This window comes from Neobacillus sp. MER 74, from assembly GCF_023714155.1.
This window is the reverse complement of the sequence record NZ_JAMAUV010000003.1, coordinates 141,074-158,309: the sequence shown is the minus strand read 5'-3', so window position 1 is coordinate 158,309 and position 17,236 is coordinate 141,074. Positions and strand designations below refer to the sequence as shown.

Annotated in this window: 12 protein-coding genes and 1 riboswitch; of the genes, 5 read left to right on the top strand and 7 right to left on the bottom strand. The window is 39.2% G+C overall.

Annotation, left to right across the window (positions count from 1 at the left end):
• Positions 1-11 precede the first annotated feature (11 nt).
• The 7 genes from M3610_RS07430 to M3610_RS07400 form a co-directional block, all read right to left on the bottom strand.
• The gene (locus tag M3610_RS07430) at positions 12-575 is read right to left on the bottom strand and encodes an NAD(P)/FAD-dependent oxidoreductase (RefSeq protein WP_251457884.1); all 564 of its coding nucleotides are present in this window, start codon (positions 573-575) and stop codon (positions 12-14) included.
• A gap of 214 nt (positions 576-789) precedes the next feature.
• Positions 790-2,001 (bottom strand): MFS transporter, encoded by a 1,212-nt coding sequence (locus tag M3610_RS07425; RefSeq protein ID WP_251457881.1) that lies wholly within the window; start codon positions 1,999-2,001, stop codon positions 790-792.
• Positions 2,002-2,015: 14 nt separating this feature from the next.
• On the bottom strand, positions 2,016-2,429 hold the full coding sequence (locus M3610_RS07420; RefSeq protein ID WP_251457878.1) for a MarR family winged helix-turn-helix transcriptional regulator: 414 nt from the start codon (positions 2,427-2,429) through the stop codon (positions 2,016-2,018).
• A 142-nt stretch (positions 2,430-2,571) separates the two neighbouring features.
• Positions 2,572-6,021: a methionine synthase gene (metH, locus tag M3610_RS07415; protein ID WP_251457875.1), complete on the bottom strand. Its 3,450-nt coding sequence runs from the start codon at positions 6,019-6,021 to the stop codon at positions 2,572-2,574.
• Entirely contained in the window at positions 5,999-7,864 is a 1,866-nt protein-coding gene (locus tag M3610_RS07410; RefSeq protein WP_251457872.1) for a bifunctional homocysteine S-methyltransferase/methylenetetrahydrofolate reductase, read from the bottom strand. The genes metH and M3610_RS07410 overlap by 23 nt, the downstream gene beginning before the upstream one ends.
• Positions 7,861-9,054: a cystathionine beta-lyase gene (gene metC / locus M3610_RS07405; protein ID WP_251457869.1), complete on the bottom strand. Its 1,194-nt coding sequence runs from the start codon at positions 9,052-9,054 to the stop codon at positions 7,861-7,863. The genes M3610_RS07410 and metC overlap by 4 nt, the downstream gene beginning before the upstream one ends.
• On the bottom strand, positions 9,054-10,166 hold the full coding sequence (locus M3610_RS07400; protein WP_251457866.1) for a methionine biosynthesis PLP-dependent protein: 1,113 nt from the start codon (positions 10,164-10,166) through the stop codon (positions 9,054-9,056). Before M3610_RS07400 ends, metC begins: the two co-directional genes overlap by 1 nt.
• A gap of 134 nt (positions 10,167-10,300) precedes the next feature.
• Positions 10,301-10,414, bottom strand: a riboswitch (SAM riboswitch).
• 310 nt (positions 10,415-10,724) lie between these two features.
• Here M3610_RS07400 and M3610_RS07395 point away from each other — a divergent pair.
• The 5 genes from M3610_RS07395 to M3610_RS07375 all read left to right on the top strand — a co-directional run bounded on the left by M3610_RS07395 (position 10,725) and on the right by M3610_RS07375 (position 17,197).
• On the top strand, positions 10,725-13,313 hold the full coding sequence (locus tag M3610_RS07395) for a hypothetical protein (RefSeq protein ID WP_251457863.1): 2,589 nt from the start codon (positions 10,725-10,727) through the stop codon (positions 13,311-13,313).
• A 287-nt stretch (positions 13,314-13,600) separates the two neighbouring features.
• Complete coding sequence (locus M3610_RS07390) at positions 13,601-15,544, top strand: asparagine synthase-related protein (RefSeq protein ID WP_251457860.1); 1,944 nt, start codon at positions 13,601-13,603, stop codon at positions 15,542-15,544.
• A 206-nt stretch (positions 15,545-15,750) separates the two neighbouring features.
• Positions 15,751-15,885, top strand: a complete 135-nt coding sequence (locus tag M3610_RS07385) for a paeninodin family lasso peptide (protein WP_251457857.1) — start codon at positions 15,751-15,753, stop codon at positions 15,883-15,885.
• 88 nt (positions 15,886-15,973) lie between these two features.
• Positions 15,974-16,900, top strand: coding sequence for a phosphoenolpyruvate carboxykinase (ATP) (locus M3610_RS07380; RefSeq protein WP_251457854.1), 927 nt, complete (start codon positions 15,974-15,976; stop codon positions 16,898-16,900).
• Positions 16,901-17,197 (top strand): lasso peptide biosynthesis PqqD family chaperone, encoded by a 297-nt coding sequence (locus M3610_RS07375; RefSeq protein WP_251457851.1) that lies wholly within the window; start codon positions 16,901-16,903, stop codon positions 17,195-17,197.
• Positions 17,198-17,236: the final 39 nt, after the last annotated feature.

The following is a 17,236-nucleotide window of genomic DNA, read 5'->3' as shown; positions in this document are numbered from 1 at the left end:
TGTATCCCTATTTAAGCTTTGAGAACATCATGGTCAACATAGCGTTCACCATTAATTTCACTGATAACATTGATCGCCACTTTGGCCCCATCGCCAGCAGTAATGATAGTGTGCATGCTCACACCCGCAACTGTTCCAGCTGCCCAAATCCCGTCAATATTTGTTTTACCTGAAGCATCAACATCAAAAATTGCTTTGATTCGTGGCTCAGTTCCTGGCTTTGTTGTTAATCCGGCAGATTCCGCAAGATCAACAGACATTCCTGTAGCAAGGATCACATGTTTTGCTTCATATTCACCCTGATCTGTTTCTACTTTAAATCCAGCCTCTGTTTTACTGATATTTGAGACAGTAGCTTGAACAATTTCTGCACCAAATTTGCTTGCTTGTTTTTTACCAGTTTCAACAAGATCAGGTCCAGTAATTTCTGCCACTCCATAATGGTTTTCGATCCATGCTCTTTTTGTCACGCTCTTATCATTATCTATAACCACTGTTTTCTTTCCAGCTTTCGCAGTGAAAAGAGCCGCACTTGCGCCAGTAGGTCCAGCACCAACAATTAATACATCAAACATAGTATTTACCTCCCCATATATTGAAAAATTGATTTCAAAATAAGATTAGCGTAAATAGAAAGATATGTAAAATCAACTGCCTATCTTTCGATAAAATATTTGAATTTTTCTAATAAACAAACTCTATATCACTGTCCGCAAAATAAAAAGAACCAACATTCCCTGTTTAGAAATGAAGGTTCTTGGTTTGAAGCGGTATAGATGGTCATGTACATTACGAGTTTAGGTTATTTACCTCTCTTTGGCTATGTTCTTTAAACGAAGCATGTTTTCGGGTATGAAGGAAATAATAAAGAACAATACCCAAAAGAACATAGAAAGAACAAAAGAAATAAAGAGAGCCATAATCCATTTTTGCGGCCGCTAATCCGACCACAAACGAGCCCAAGGCGATCCCGATATCATAGATTGATAGGAAAGTGGCAGTAGCTAGTCCTCTTTTTCGTGGAGCAGCGTCTTGGATCGCGATTGTTTGGAAGGTTGGAAACAGCGTTCCCCAGCCTAAACCAATCATTCCTGCTGAAAGGAGAAAGGTTACCGCACTGCCGCTTTGACTTAAGACCAACATTCCAATCGCAAACAATACGATGGATGGAAAGACAATTACATTTGGTCCATACAGGTCAAGCCATTTTCCGGTAAAAGGCCGTGAAATTAATAAAACAATCGCATAGACCACAAAGAAAAGGGAGGAAACCTCTGCAAGGTGTATTTCCGTTGCGAAAACAGATACGAAAGAAAGAAGGGCTGAATAAACGATGGCAAGAAAGCAGCCTACAATGGCGATCGGAACGGCCGAAGGTTCAAACAGGCTTTTGATTGAAAAGGCAGACTGTACAACCGGATGGACAGTTTCCTCTGTTTCTTTAACTTTTACACTTAATCCAGTGACCAAGGCCCCGACCGCAACAATGACACTAATAATGAACAGAGTTTCCGGGCCCCACTGCTGAATGGAGGTTAAGCCGATAAATGGCCCTAACACCATGGCCATATTGGTTGACATAATAAAATAACCCATTCCTTCACCACGGCGCGAAATCGGAATAAGGTCTGCTACGATTGCCCCTGCAGCGGTTGTCGCCATGCCAAAACCAACCCCATGTAACAAACGAATGGCCAAGAATCCAAGGATTGTTTTTGGAAAGAAATATAAAATCGAGGCACCTGAGAAAACAATCAGTGCAGTAAGCAGGACTTTTTTATGACCCGCTTTTTCAAGCCATTGTCCAGCAAGCGGACGAGAGATAATCGCCGAAATCAAAAACACAGTTGTCATCAATCCCGCTTGTGAAGCGTTACTGTCAAATTCCTGGATTGCATATATAGGAAGTGTAACGAGTAAAACATAAAAGGTTAAAAATAGAAAAAAGTTACTTAACGAAATACTTATAAAACTTTTCGTCCATAATTTAGGTTTATCCATATGATCGCTCCTTTTTATAAAAGCTTTTGTAACCAGCTTTTTTGTAAATGAAAAAGCTCCTCCTGTGATGTTTCTGGAAGATGCTTCAATAATGATTGATTATTTTCTATGACGGCTTTTTCCCACTCTGGGTACAGCGTCAATGCCGCATCTGTTAATTGAACCAGTTTCTCGCGCTTGTCCTTACCTGGGACCTGGCGAACGTATCCTTGCTTGACAAGCCGTTGAATGGTGCGTGTCATCGGTGGGGCTTCAACGAATAAATAATCACAAAGTTCTTTTTGGGTTAATGAACCTTTGGATTGTAAAACAAAAATGACGGACCATTGTGATCCGTATAAACCTAAAGGTTTCAGTGCTTCATTGAGTGTATTAGTCAGGTGCCGTGAAAGCTGATGCAGTGTATGGAATAATTCGTGGCTATTCATTTATGTAGCACACCTCAAACTTCTTTTGATTAATTAGTTACCTAGGTAACTATAGTGTATTTATTGAAAATTGTCAAGGAAGGTATATACAGATAAAAAAATGCGCGGAGCTTTTAAAACTCCGCGCAATTCAATAAAAATCCTATCTTAATACATTAAAATACCGTGCCTCCGGATGGGCAAATACGATGGCTGAAACAGAAGCTTCTGGCTCCATCATACAGCCATCTGTTAACTGAATGCCGATTTCCTCTGGTTGAATCAACTTAAATAGCTTCTTTTGATCCTCCAATTCTGGACAAGCAGGGTAGCCAAATGAAAAACGCTGACCTTGATATTTGGCCGTAAAACGATCCTGCATGCTGAAATCAAGTGGATCTGGGAAGCCCCAACGGTCGCGCATTTGACGGTGAATTAACTCGGCAAAACCTTCCGCCGTCTCTAATGCCAGCGCTTGGAGGGCATGAGACTCTAAAAAGCGTCCATCCTGCTTAAATTGCTCTGCTTTTTCACGGATTCCTCTGCCAGCTGTAACCGTAAAGAAGCCGACATAATCTTTCTCCCCACTGTCCACTGACTTAAGGAAATCAGCTAAACAAAGATGTGGTGCCGACTCCTGACGCGGGAAGTCAAATGTTTCAATGACCTCGTCTGGATTTTCTGGATTAAAGATTAGCACTTTATTACCATCCGCTTGTGCTGGGAAAAATTGATAAGCAGCAGCTGGAGAAATCCAGCCGTTTACCCGCGCATCAGTCAATAACTGGTCAACGACTTCTTTCACCTTAACCGCTTTTTCATCCTTTTCGGCTAATAACCTGGCAATTTTCCCTTTCACACCAAGATGGTGACCAATCAACATTTGCATATTGATATATGGTTCAATATGAGAAAGGGAATATGATTTAAGGACATGCCGCTTTGTATCCATTGGCGTAAAGACAGGAACCTGGGTCGACACGGCTGGCTTCGGTTTTACAGCAACGGAAACAGAGGAAGGGCGCTCAAACTCTCTAGGAATAGCTAGAGATTCTAATTTTTCATTTTTCTCTTGCATTAATTTCTGAACTTCCTCTTCTGAATTCAATTGATTCGCAATCGAAAGACCGGTCATCGCATCTTTGGCATAAAGAACAAGTCCATCATACTCCTTGGCAATCTTCGAATCAGTGAACTTCCGAGAAAGGGCTGCTCCTCCAACCAGAATAGGGATGGCAATACCGGATTCCTTCATATCCTGTGCTGTTAACACCATTTGCTGTGCGGATTTTACCAGTAAGCCAGATAAGCCAACCATGTCTGGTTTTTCACGCTGAATCGCCTGGACTAAATCGGTTGGATTGACCTTAATCCCAAGGTCGATTACTTCATAACCATTATTGCTGAGGATGATATCGACGAGGTTCTTCCCAATATCATGAACGTCACCTTTGACCGTAGCTAAAATGATTTTTCCTTTAGAAGCAGACACATCGCCTTTTTCCATGTGTGGCTCTAAATGCGAAACGGCAGCTTTCATAACTTCTGCACTTTGAAGAACCTCGGCAACGATGAGCTGATTATCGTTAAAGAGACGGCCAACTTCCTTCATCCCTTCCATTAATGGCCCATTAATAATATCCAGCGGGGCAGGGTAGGTTTCAAGGGCTAGGTCTAAATCTGGCAGTAATCCTTCTTTTGTTCCCTCCACCACATAATAGGCGAGCCGCTCGTCAAGAGTCATATTTGGAACAGTGGATTTCGATTCTTTCTTTTTGCCGCGATAAAATTCCGTAAAGGTAGCCAGCGACTCATCAGTTGTATCAAAAAGAAGTGCTTCTGCTAATTGAACTTCTTCTTTAGAAATGGAAGCAAATCTCTCTAGTTTTTCCGTATTAACAATTGCATAATCTAGTCCTGCTTGGGTGCAGTGGTATAGGAATACAGAATTGAGAACTTCTCTTCCGACTGGAGGAAGCCCGAAGGAAACATTACTAATGCCGAGGATTGTTTGTACCTCTGGTAAATGCTCCTTAATTAACCGGATCCCCTCAACCGTAGCCTTGGCGGAACCGATATATTGTTCATCCCCGGTCCCAACAGGAAACACAAGCGGGTCAAAAATGAGATCCTGTGGTTTTAGACGATATTTATTGACAAGCAGATCATAGGATCGTTTCGCAATCTTCAGTTTTTGCTCGGCCGTTACCCCCATGCCTTCCTCATCGATGGTGCCGACAACCACAGCTGCACCGTAGCGATGGATTAATGGGACCACTGCTTCAAAGCGTTCTTCGCCATCTTCTAGATTAATCGAATTAATAATCGCTTTTCCTTGCGAGTATTTAAGGGCCCGTTCAATAACCTTTTCATCGGTTGAATCAATGACAAGGGGAGCCTTAACTTTTTTCACCACTTCTTTAATAAAGTTTTCCATATCAACCATTTCTTCACGGTCAGGGTCGGCAAGGCAAAGGTCAATCACATGTGCTCCGCCTTTTACCTGGGCTCGTGCGATCTCGGACGCTTCCTCAAATTTCCCCTCCGTGATTAAACGTTTGAATTTGCGTGAGCCGATTACATTTGTCCGTTCACCGACCATAATTGGTCTTAGTGTAGGGTCATCATAGATAAATGGTTCAATACCTGAGACCATATGAACGGCCTTTGGTTTAAATTCTCTCGGTTGGAATTCCTTCATCGCATCTGCGATGGCTCTTATATGGGCAGGAGTCGTTCCACAACAGCCGCCAACAATATTCAGCCAGCCATGAGCAGCAAAATCAGCCAGCTTTTTCGCTAACGTCTCAGGTGTTTCGTGATAATGTCCTTCTTCATCAGGCAAACCAGCATTCGGATAACAGCTGACAGCTGTTGATGCCAAATCCGCAAGGGAGCGGACATGGTCCTGCATGAACTCAGGACCTGTAGCACAGTTAAGTCCAACAGCAACAGGATTCATATGTTCAACGGAGATAAAAAACGATTCAATTGATTGTCCTGCAAGTGTTGTCCCCATTGGCTCAATTGTTCCCGAAATAAACAGCGGAAGTGTTTTCCCCGTTTTTTCGAACGCCCGCTCAATCCCAACATAGCCTGCTTTTACATTCAACATATCTTGACTTGTTTCAAGCAGTAGTAAATCAACACCGCCATCGATTAAGCCAATCGCTTGCTCTTCATAGGAGGCTGCCAGGGCATCAAAGGTAGTTCCACCCGTGACACTTAATGTTTTTGTTGTCGGTCCCATCGATCCAGCCACATATCGAGGCCACTCATCTGTTGATACTTTGTATGCTTCCTTCACAGCGAGAAAGGCAGCGATTTTATTGATCTCATAAGCTTTAAAACCAAGTTCATATTCATCGAGGACCAAGCTTGTTGCCCCAAACGTATTTGTCTCGATGATGTCTGCCCCAGCTTCTAAATATTCACGGTGAATATTAGCAATAACTGAGGGTGCAGTTAGAACAAGGTTCTCGTTACATCCCTCGTACTGCTCGCCGCCGAAGTCTTCCGCTGTCAGATTTGCTTCTTGGATCATTGTTCCCATCGCCCCGTCCATGACGAGGATTCGTTTTTTGAGTTGTTCAGTAAATGGTGTTTTCGGCATAGTTGCTCCTCCTCAATTCACTTGAACGCTGACGAGTATATAACGCCAATTCAGCAGTTAATTCATAGCGTAAAAATGGGGTAATCAAATAAATTCCGTTAAATAAATCGAGTGCAGTATCGATAAGTGATTTAGTTATTTCAATTCCTTCACGCGCTGCCTGTTCGGGATTATCGTTGAACATTGCCATTCGGTTCCGGATTGAATCAGCAATTTTGATTCCCGGCACTTCATTATGAAGGAATTCGGCATTTTTACTGCTTGTCAGCGGCATAAGGCCTATATAAATAGGTGCATCAAGATGTTTGGTCTGCTCATAGACTTCGATTAATTTTTCCTCCGAAAAAACTGGCTGGGAGATAAAATAATCAGCACCATACTGTATCTTCTTCTCTAATCTCTTTACCGCTTTTTCAACAGAGCGAACATTTGGATTAAAGGCTGCAGCAATACTAAAAGACGTCTTTTGCCCCAAATCCTTTCCAGAAAAAGATAAGCCTTCATTTAATTGTTTAATCATCTGGATCAATTCAAAAGAAGAAACATCATAAACAGAAGAAGCACCAGGGAAATCACCTACTCTTGCAGGGTCACCTGTAATCGCTAAAACATCATTCATGCCAAGCGTATGAAGCCCCATTAAATGGGATTGCAAGCCAATAATATTGCGGTCACGGCAAGCAATATGGATCAGCGGACGCATTCCTAATTTTTCTTTCACCAAATATCCTAAAGATTCGTTTGATATACGAACCGTTGCAAGAGAATTATCCGCTAAGGTAATTGAATCAATTCCTGCTTCTTTTAGGGCTTTGGCTCCTTCGAAGAACTTAGTTGTATCTAGTTTTCTTGGAGGATCTAATTCTACAATCACCGATGGCCTTTCTTTCACGATTTCATGAAGGGGAGTGAACTCCCTTTGTGGAGAAAGTTGATCAACGATAATTCTCTTTGGTTTTAATTTTACTATTTTTTCAGTAATCGGGACACTATTCTTTAATTCAGCTGCAAAGGCTTTAATATGTTCTGGCGTTGTACCGCAGCAGCCTCCGAGCAACCTGACGCCTTGGCTGCGGAAAGCCCGTGCTGAATTTCGAAAATAATCGGCATCTCCCTCGTAATGAAATTTACCATCTGTATAGGCAGGGAGACTAGCGTTTGGATAGGCAGATAAGAAGGCGTGTTTAGGTAGTTCGATCTGCTCCAAGGCTAATAACATATGATGGGGACCAAGACGGCAATTAAGTCCGACTACATCTGCCCCCAGCGCCTCTAGTCGTTGCAGGGCGTCATTGACAGGCGTCCGATCTTGTAAAAAACCCGGCTCTTGATGAGAAACCTGGGCAATGATTGGCAGTTTTGTTTCCTTTCTAGCAATGGTTAGGATTGTCTCAAGCTCTTCCAGATTATAATAGGTTTCGAGCAATAGGCCATCTACTCCTTCTAGAAGAAGACAATACAATTGTTCACGGAAACTTCGTTTTAATTCTTCAATCGAAACTGAATCTGGTTTGACTCCGCGGTTGCCGCCAATCGTTCCAAGAACGAACGTATTGGACTTGGAAGCAGCCTGTTTTGCCAATTGGACAGCAGCACTGTTAATTTCCTTGACGGAATCCTCTAAACCGTACCTTTGCAGCTTAAGGTAGTTTGCTGCATAGGTGTTGGTTTGAATCACATCAGCTCCGGCATCAATATAGGCTTTATGGATGGATTGAATGTGGTCTGGCTGGGAAAGATTCAATTCCTCCAAACAACTATCCTTACCGTAGGAATACAATAGAGTTCCCATGGCGCCATCGGCGATTAAGATTTGATTTTTTAATTTTTCTAAAAAGCTCATGATGATTCTCCTTGTTGTAATACCAACTGATTCTTACGAACATGTTCTAGAGCCTGTGAAAAATCCTTTATCAAATCATCAGGATTTTCTAGTCCAACCGATAAACGAACAAGACTATTGGTAATCCCGCGCTTTTCTCGATCTTCTTGAGGCATCGCAGCATGGGACATTTTTGCCGGATAAGAAAGAATAGATTCTACCGCTCCAAGACTGACAGCAAAAACAGGTATTTCCACGTTTGCTAAAAAGGTTCGAAGTGCATCTTCATTTGCCAATTCAAAAGATAGGACTGCTCCAGGTCCAGCGGCTTGATTCTTCTGAATGTGATATTGCGGGTGACTTTCCAGTCCCGGATAATGGACCTTATCAACAAGCGGGTGTGCATTTAAAAACTCTGCTAGTCTGATAGCTGAATTTTGAGATTGTTCCAAGCGTACGTGCAGTGTCTTGATTCCTCTTAATACTAGCCATGCATCTTGAACGCCTAAGATGGCCCCAAATCCATTCTGTAAAAAGCCTAATCTTTTCGCCAGGTCTGCGTCATTGACGACGGCAAGGCCAGCAACAACATCACTATGGCCAGATAAAAATTTCGTCGCGCTGTGCAGGACAACATCGGCACCTAGCTCTAATGGTTTTTGATGTGAAGGGGTAAGGAACGTGTTATCAACGAATGTTAATGCACCCGTCTCCTTTGCAAGGTTGCTTATTGCTTGTATGTCAGTCACTTTCATTAATGGATTTGATGGTGTTTCTACATAAAACGCTTTTGTATTCGGCTGAATAGCTTCTTTTACTTCCTCTAAATTTGTCATATCAACAAAGGTATGGTCAATTCCGAGTCGGGTGAGAACTTGCGTGACCATCCGAAATGTCCCGCCATACACATCCTCTGTAATAACAATATGATCACCTGCAGAAAGCAAGAGGAACGCTGTTGAAATGGCCGCCATCCCAGATGAAAAGGCAAATCCTTTGATTCCACCTTCGAGTTCTGCAATCACATCTTCAAGTGCTTCTCTTGTCGGATTTAAACTGCGGCCATAATCATACTTGCCAAACTGATCGAAGTCCGATTGGTGGAAGGTTGATGCATGTTGGATCGGTACACTAACCGCTCCAGTTACAGGATCAATTTTGTGCTTATTATGAAGGAGTCTGGTTTCAAAGGTATATTGATCGTGTGACATTAGGCAATCGCTCCTTCTTGAACATGGATAAATGCTTTTTCTAAATCTTCAATTATGTCCTGTGAATCCTCAAGTCCTACAGAAAAACGTAATAACCGATTACAAACGCCTGCTTGAATACGAACTTCTTCTGGTATATCCGCATGTGTTTGTGTTGCCGGATAGGTAATAAAGCTTTCTGTCCCACCTAAACTTTCCGCAAAACTAATAAGCTTTAAACCTTGTAAAAATGGATTAACCCAAGTTTCGTCTTTGATCCTAAAGGAAACCATTCCACCTCGGCCAGGGTAAAGGACATCTGTTACCGCATCATGCTCCGAAAGAAATTCGACGATGTTTTTTGCATTTTTTTCATGTCGTTCCAACCGAAGGGACAATGTTTTCATTCCGCGCATTAATAACCAAGAATCAAAGGGACTTAGCACCGCTCCAGCACCGTTATGGTGGAAGGCCAATGCTTCACAAAGTTCTTTCCCAGTTGCAACAACAAGGCCGGCAAGGACGTCATTATGTCCACCTAAGTATTTCGTTGCACTGTGGATAACAATATCCGCACCAAGTGTAATCGGCTGCTGCAGGAGTGGAGTATAGAAAGTGTTATCCACGATTAATAATAATCCGTGCTGCTTTGCAATTTTTGAAACGGCCGCAATATCAGATTCCTGCATGAGCGGATTGGTTGGCGTTTCTAAGAAAATAGCTTTTGTTTGCGGGGTAATTTTCTTTTCAATCTCATCCGGACAACAGGTATTCACATATTGAGTCGTTAAGCCCCATTTTTTATATCCCTGTTCTAATAGGCGGTAGGTGCCTCCATATAAATCTTCACTGACGATCCATTCATCACCAGATTCAAATAGTGCAAGAATCAGTTGAATGGCCGCCATACCAGAACTGCATGCATATCCCTGATCCGCATTCTCTAAATCAGCAATTGTTTTCTCAAGGAGCTGGCGTGTTGGATTTCCTGTTCGCGTATAGTCAAAGCCAGTTGATTGGCCAATACCCTCATGGCGGAAGGCCGTTGAAAAGTATACAGGTGGGTTAACCGTTCCAGTAGTTGTTTCACTTCGGTTACCTATTTGGGCAAGTTTCGTATCGATTTTGTACATGATGGACACTCCTTAGTAATAAAAAATGAATATAATTTTTCACATTAACGCGATTGAGTAATAAAGCTTTTTGATAAATAAAAAAAGTCTTCTTATAAGAAGAAGACTTTTGTATGCACAACGCACTGTCATTCTTCTTATCTAGCAAATTAATAAATTTGCAGGACTTAGCACCTTTTCAATGAGAATAAACATTGAAGGTTGCTGAGGTGTCACAGGGCCCTTCCCTCAACCTCTCTTGATAAGAAAACAATTATTTAGATTATTTATAAAATTTACTACAAAATTCGTGTTATGTCAAATTTGTTTTTTATTTTAATATCTATAAATAGTTTCATAAATGTCATGTAAGTATTTAGGGAAAGTTGGCGAATGATGTTGATATATCAGCTATTTTCATAGTATTTGACTACATAATTTAGTTTTAGTTCAGGTGATAAATGGAATATAATTACATTGTTCTTAATTAAGAACACAAATAAAGAGGGGGTACTAAAAGAAGAGGTCAAATAAAAAGCTTTTGTTGAGAATTAAACTAGAGAGCAGGAGGATTTTTAAATGTTGAGTAGTTTTAAAAAACGGTTATCTGTAACATTAGTTTTTGTACTGGCATTGTTATCCGCGATGCAAAGTGTGGTTTACGGGGCGGAAGAACCAAAGACGGAAACCATTAAGGAAAAACCTTTTCCTACCAAACAGGCCCGGACATTTTCAATCGCCTCACTTTATGGTGGGAACATAGGAAATGATTTTATCCAGGCTCAAGTCGGTTCTGATGGAAGATTCAATGCAGGACTTAAAGAAGAGGGTGCAGAAAGATGGTTTAATCTCATTTATAGTTGGCCATCAAGCCCAGGAACCTCTTTTACAACGTTAAAAGTCGATGGGAATACCCTAATCTATGGTAACCAGCCTGATGGTCAGTTTACCCAAGCTCCAGTTAATAATGATGGAAATACAAAAAATGAATCTGTTTGGAAAACTGGTGACATAGCAGTAAAGCAAGTCTTACAGGCCGGAATAAATCCGGCAACAGGTCTGCCTGATGCATTACAGATTAGGTACATTATTACAAACACAGGAACGGAAAACCATGATGTTGGTTTAAGAATGATGTTGGATACAATGGTTGATGGAAATGACCAAGCCCCATTTAAAGTTCCGGGAAATGGAGAAGTTGAATCTATCAATTATGAAAAGGATTATTCTGGAAGTTCAGTCCCTGCATTTTGGCAAGCGTTCAACAACTTCAATAATCCAGATATAAGTGCTCAATATTCTATGAGCGGACGTGACGCTACTGCCCCAGATCGATTTGCCATAACAAACTGGGGAAGAATTTCTGGTACTGAGTGGGACTATACTGTTACACCTGGTATGAGAACAGGTGATAGTGCCGTAGGCATGTGGTGGGACCCTAAAACATTAGCACCAGGAGAACAAAAAATTATAACTACTTATTATGGTAGACCAGGTGTCGGTGGAGACAGGGCACTTGTTTTAAGTGGAAGACAAAGATTAACATATGATGAATGGTCTTCTGCTCCTTTTAACATAATTTCTTATTTTACAAATAACACTCAAACAACTCAAAATAATGTAAGGTTAGTTCTTGAAGCAGATTCAGGAATCACTCTTATTAATAATGATTCCGATCATTCTATAGGAACTGTAAATAGCGGTTCAACGACTCAATCCGCATGGAGTCTTAGAGCAACAACACAAGGACGACATACGATTACAGTAAAAGCATATACAAATGGTTCGAATGAACCTTTTGCAACTGCAGAATATCAAGTAGAAGCATTAGAGCCAGTTGTACCAACTAATATTACTCTTGGTGGCAGCCAGGGCACCTCTAATGATGGAACACCAATTGCTGGGCGGGTTAGTCCGTTAACGGTAAATGCAGCCTTTGATAATCCAAGAGCTATTGGAGTGACGTTGATTGCGACAGATGGAGATGGTACAAGATATGAGCATGAAATGGATACTACAAATGGCGTGGATTGGAAGCATACATTTACACCAAGCCAAGTAGGCTTATGGGAATCGCCAATGACTATAAAGGTAGTTCCTCGATATGCTAATGGAACGACTGGTACTCCGTTAGAATTCCCAATCCAATTAATTGATCCAAGCGGATTTATTTATAATGGAAATAAAGGGGAAGATTGGCGCTTACCGGGTGCAAAGGTTATATTACAGTACTTTGATCCGGAAGTTGATACATGGGTAAATATGAGTGAGGAAGCGTATCCAGGCAGAATGTCGCCTATTACCAATCCTCAAATTACTGGCATTGATGGAAGATATGGATGGGATGCAGTTGCTGGAAAATATCGGGTAGTTGTGAGTCGTCCTGGATTTGAAACGACAACCAGTCGTGCAGTTGACATTCCGCCTCCTGTAACAGATTTAAATGTTGCGCTATCGCCAACAGACAATGTTAAACCAACAATTTCTACATCAGGTGTTTCAAATGCTACATCTTATACTGCACCTGTCACAGTTATATTCTCATCTAGCGATGATGCAGCAGGAATTCGTTATATCACATATAAGATTGATAGTAATGCAGAAGTAAAAACTAACGGAGATAGTACAACACTTCCTGCAGTAAGTTCCGTAGGTAATCACTCAATTACATTAACTTCAGTAGACCACGCAGGAAATGAGACAGTAAAAACTATTACTTTTACCATTAACAACCCTGGTCAACAGTCTGAAGATATGATGCCAATCGTCACAGTTGCTGTGGATAAGAGTAAACTGACTCAAGATAACATTAAGGCTGCGTTGAATAAGATTAGTACTAATCAGACAAAAGAATTGATTAATGAAGATTTAAATAAGGCAAAAGCTGCTAATGATGAAGCTAAAGTGAAAATTACAAGATTAAAAGAGCTTCTTGGAGCCTATACTGGTACACAAATTCCTGCAAGCCAGCAAAATGTTCTTCGTAATTATGTACTTTTAGCAGAGCAGCAAAATGTATTAGCATCAAGCAAATTGAGTGAGGCAATCAGTACAACATCTGTGTCAACAGCCAACGCCCGTACAAATGATGCATTGAAGGCTAATGCATATTCACTAAATTATTTAGAGTATATAAAATCTAACTTAAAAGCATATAGGGTAAAATAATATAGAAGTAATTAAATTTTTGAGACCAATACATTTCGAAGTATTGGTCCTTTTTTCTATCATAAAAAGAGAATTAGAAAAACTTCTTTAATTTTAAAATAGCTAATTGACACTAATATACTGAAATGTTATTTTATATCTAGAGGTTGTTCTTGATAAAGAACAAAAGGTTCGCTACCTTGAGTATAAATTATACTATATAAAAGAAAAGTATCAATACATATAATGGTTAAAATATTAGTTATTTGTTAAAACTACGTTGGGTTGAATAAACCAGGAGGAGCCAAATGAGTGCAATTGTAGGGATTGTTCATTTTAATAAACAACTAGTAAATATGGAACATGGAAGAAATTTAATGAACTCATTAGAGAAATTCCCTGCAGATGATGTTCAAGTTTTGTGTGAAGATTATGTCTTTCTGGGATGCCATGCACAGTGGATTACTCCAGAATCAGTCAATGAAAAGCTTCCGTACTATGATAGTGAAAGAGAATGTGCAATAACCGCAGATGTAATCATCGATAACCGAGAAGAGTTATTTGAGAGATTACAAGTTAATCTGGAAAAAAGGAAATCAATAACTGATAGTGAGTTAATCCTACATTCGTATTATAAATGGGGGGCTGATGCTCCAAATTACTTAGTTGGAGATTTCGCTTTTATGATTTGGGATTCAAGAGAAAATAAATTATTTGGTGCCAGGGATTTCACTGGTGCTAGAACACTTTATTATTTTCATGATCAACAGAGGTTTGCCTTTTCTACGATAATCGAACCATTGTTTACACTTCCATATATTAGGAAACAGTTGAATGAGAGTTGGCTTGCGGAGTTTTTAGTGATTCCGGATATGTTAGATTCAGCAGATCCGTCAGCAACCATCTATTATAATATTAAACAAATTCCTCCTGGTCATAGTATCTCAGTTGATCGTTCAAAATTTAATATCCAAAAGTTTCATGCATTGGACATTAGAAAGAAGCTATTACTTAAGTCAAATGAAGAATATGAAGAAGCATTTCGTGATGTATTCCAAAAGGCGGTTAGCGAGAAAACTAGAACATATAAAAATGTTGGTGCCCAACTTAGTGGGGGCTTGGATTCTAGTTCAGTAGTCAGCTTTGCCGTTCAAACGCTTAAAAAGAAAAATAAACCAATGCATACTTTTAGTTATATTCCGCCTAGTGATTTTTTTGATTTTACACCCAAAAATAGAGTGGCTAATGAAACACCCTTTATTAAATCCATTGTTAATCATGTAGGAAATATAGATGATCACTATTTGGATTTTGAAGGAAGAAGTTCCTTAACAGAAGTGGATGAAATGCTTGAAATAATGGAGATGCCATACAAATTCTCTGAAAATTCATTTTGGTTAAAAGGCTCTTATGAAAAGGCGCATGAAAAAAATATAGGAGTACTACTAAATGGTGCCGGTGGTAATTTCACCATTTCATGGGGACTTGCTACTGAGTATTACGCCCATCTCCTAAAAAGATTAAGATTATTACGACTATATCATGAAATAGATGAATACTCCAAGAAGACAGGTGCAAGAAAATCAAGGTTGGTATCTGTTATTGGAAAGACAGCATATCCAGGGATTTATCAAATATTAGCTTCAAATAAACAAAATAAATACGAACCCCCTGTTTTAATTAGTCCTGAATTTGCTCATCGAACGAAGGTTTATAGTAAATTAAGAGAAAAAAATTATGATATTGATGGTTTAACCAAATCGGATGTGTTCATGGTTAGGAAAGAGTGGTTTGAGAAGGGACTTTACTGGAATACATATGGAACAGTTGCTAGCAAACTATCATTACGATATTCCTTATGGAATCGTGACCCTACCAATGATTTACGAGTTATAAAATTTTGTTTAACTGTACCAGAAGACCAATTCGTCCAGGATGGATTTGGCCGATCTCTTGTAAGAAGAGCAACGCAAAATTACTTGCCTGATAACGTTAGATTAAATCAAAAAACAAGGGGAATTCAAGGGGCCGATTGGGTACATCGAATACTCCCTTCATGGAATTTATTTATGGATGAGATTGAGCTAATGGTTAATAAACCCGCTATTTCCAATTTCTTAAACACTGAATTACTTAGGAATTTAATTTTTAAATATAAAGACAAACCAAGAAGTGATTATGCATTCAATCCTGAGATCAGAATTTTAATGAGAAGTCTGATCGTTATGAGGTTTCTTAACAGTTTAGAATAAAGTAGATGCTAATTCTGAAAAAAGGAGGGCAGAAACTAGAGTCTGAAGTACTTGAAATTAAGTTAACATTGATAGGTGCAGAAGATGGTGTAGTTGATTTTGTAATCTTTGATCAGTTTAATGGATATTTTCCATATTTTTACTATTAATTAGGAACGTTTATCATTTTTTGATTATTTTCATTTACATTGAAGGGAGGTGATAATATGAAAAAAGAATGGAAAAAGCCAGAATTAGAAGTACTTAACATTAACATGACAATGTTAGGAGCTAATAACGGAGGTGTTGACTTTACAGTCTATGATCCGTTTGATAATGAAAAGGCAGAATTACACAGCTAAATAATTGTAGACTTGAAGTGCCCTTATAACGTCCCAGACAGTATAAGGGCTTTCTAGAACCCATTTTAGATTTTTAGGGCGTGAAAAAATGATAGTTGTTGGTGAAAAAATCCTTTACAAAGCTTTTGGATTAAACATAAAAAGTGATATCAAACTTCCTGAACTCACTTTTTTGAATGAACAGAATGAAAGTATTGATGTGAATATACAAATTAAGGATTTATCAGAAGAATGGAAAGCGTTTGTTTTAGACGATGAAACATATAAAGTCAAAGAAAACATGGTTTTGTTTAAAATTCAAGATACAGGTATTTTTTATATTAAAGGTGGAAGAGAAATTTATATATCACCTTTTGTTGGTGCAGACGAAGATAAAATACGGCTGTTCTTATTAGGAACCTGTATGGGGGCAATATTAATTCAGAGAAAGATAATTCCATTACATGGAAGTGCAATAGAAATTAATGGTAAGGCTTATGCCATTATTGGGGACTCTGGAGCAGGCAAATCAACACTGGCTTCTGCTTTTATTAATCAGGGATATAAGTTGTTAAGTGATGATGTAATTCCAATATCTTTTCAGCTAGATGAAACACCGATAGTTACACCTTCTTATCCGCAACAGAAGCTATGGGAACAAAGTTTAAAAGAATTTGGAATGGATCAGGTAAATTATCGCCCAATAATTGAGAGAGAAAACAAATTTGCTATACCTGTGGCATCCAGTTTTTATAGGGAATCAATACCTCTTGCTGGTATTTTTGAACTTTCGAAAACTGAAAAAAAAGAGATTGTCCTTAGAAAAATTGAAGGTATTGAAAGACTGCAGACTCTATTTACACATACCTACCGAAACTTTTTAATTGAATTACTGGACTTGATGGAATGGCATTTTGCAAAATCCTCCAAGATAATAAAACAAATTGGAATTTATAAATTACAAAGACCTGTATCTAGCTTCACTGCTAATCATTTAGTTTCATTAATTTTAGAAACAATACAAGGAGAATGTTAAATGATAGAAGCACAGAATATATTATCAGATAATACAGTAACACAAATAAAAGGTAACATTGCAAGTGATATGGATGGAGAAAAAGTGTTAATGAGCATCAAAAATGGTAGATATTATAATTTAGGTAAATTAGGTGGGGAAATCTGGGATCTACTTGAAACACCAATTACCATAAATAATTTAATTTCTAACTTAATCTCTAAATACGAAGTGAAGAGATCAGAGTGTGAAGAGCAGGTACTTGCCTTTCTAGAGCAGTTAAAAAAGGAAAATCTAATTGATTTAGGAAAAAAATGATTTCAATAGGAATGGTTAGAGATACTTTGGAAGGACTAA

Coding starts and splice junctions, on each gene's coding strand:
- M3610_RS07430 (WP_251457884.1), bottom strand. CDS start 575: ATGTTTGATGTATTAATTGTTGGTGCTGGACCTACTGGCGCAAGTGCG.
- M3610_RS07425 (WP_251457881.1), bottom strand. CDS start 2,001: ATGGATAAACCTAAATTATGGACGAAAAGTTTTATAAGTATTTCGTTA.
- M3610_RS07420 (WP_251457878.1), bottom strand. CDS start 2,429: ATGAATAGCCACGAATTATTCCATACACTGCATCAGCTTTCACGGCAC.
- metH (WP_251457875.1), bottom strand. CDS start 6,021: ATGCCGAAAACACCATTTACTGAACAACTCAAAAAACGAATCCTCGTC.
- M3610_RS07410 (WP_251457872.1), bottom strand. CDS start 7,864: ATGAGCTTTTTAGAAAAATTAAAAAATCAAATCTTAATCGCCGATGGC.
- metC (WP_251457869.1), bottom strand. CDS start 9,054: ATGTCACACGATCAATATACCTTTGAAACCAGACTCCTTCATAATAAG.
- M3610_RS07400 (WP_251457866.1), bottom strand. CDS start 10,166: ATGTACAAAATCGATACGAAACTTGCCCAAATAGGTAACCGAAGTGAA.
- M3610_RS07395 (WP_251457863.1), top strand. CDS start 10,725: ATGTTGAGTAGTTTTAAAAAACGGTTATCTGTAACATTAGTTTTTGTA.
- M3610_RS07390 (WP_251457860.1), top strand. CDS start 13,601: ATGAGTGCAATTGTAGGGATTGTTCATTTTAATAAACAACTAGTAAAT.
- M3610_RS07385 (WP_251457857.1), top strand. CDS start 15,751: ATGAAAAAAGAATGGAAAAAGCCAGAATTAGAAGTACTTAACATTAAC.
- M3610_RS07380 (WP_251457854.1), top strand. CDS start 15,974: ATGATAGTTGTTGGTGAAAAAATCCTTTACAAAGCTTTTGGATTAAAC.
- M3610_RS07375 (WP_251457851.1), top strand. CDS start 16,901: ATGATAGAAGCACAGAATATATTATCAGATAATACAGTAACACAAATA.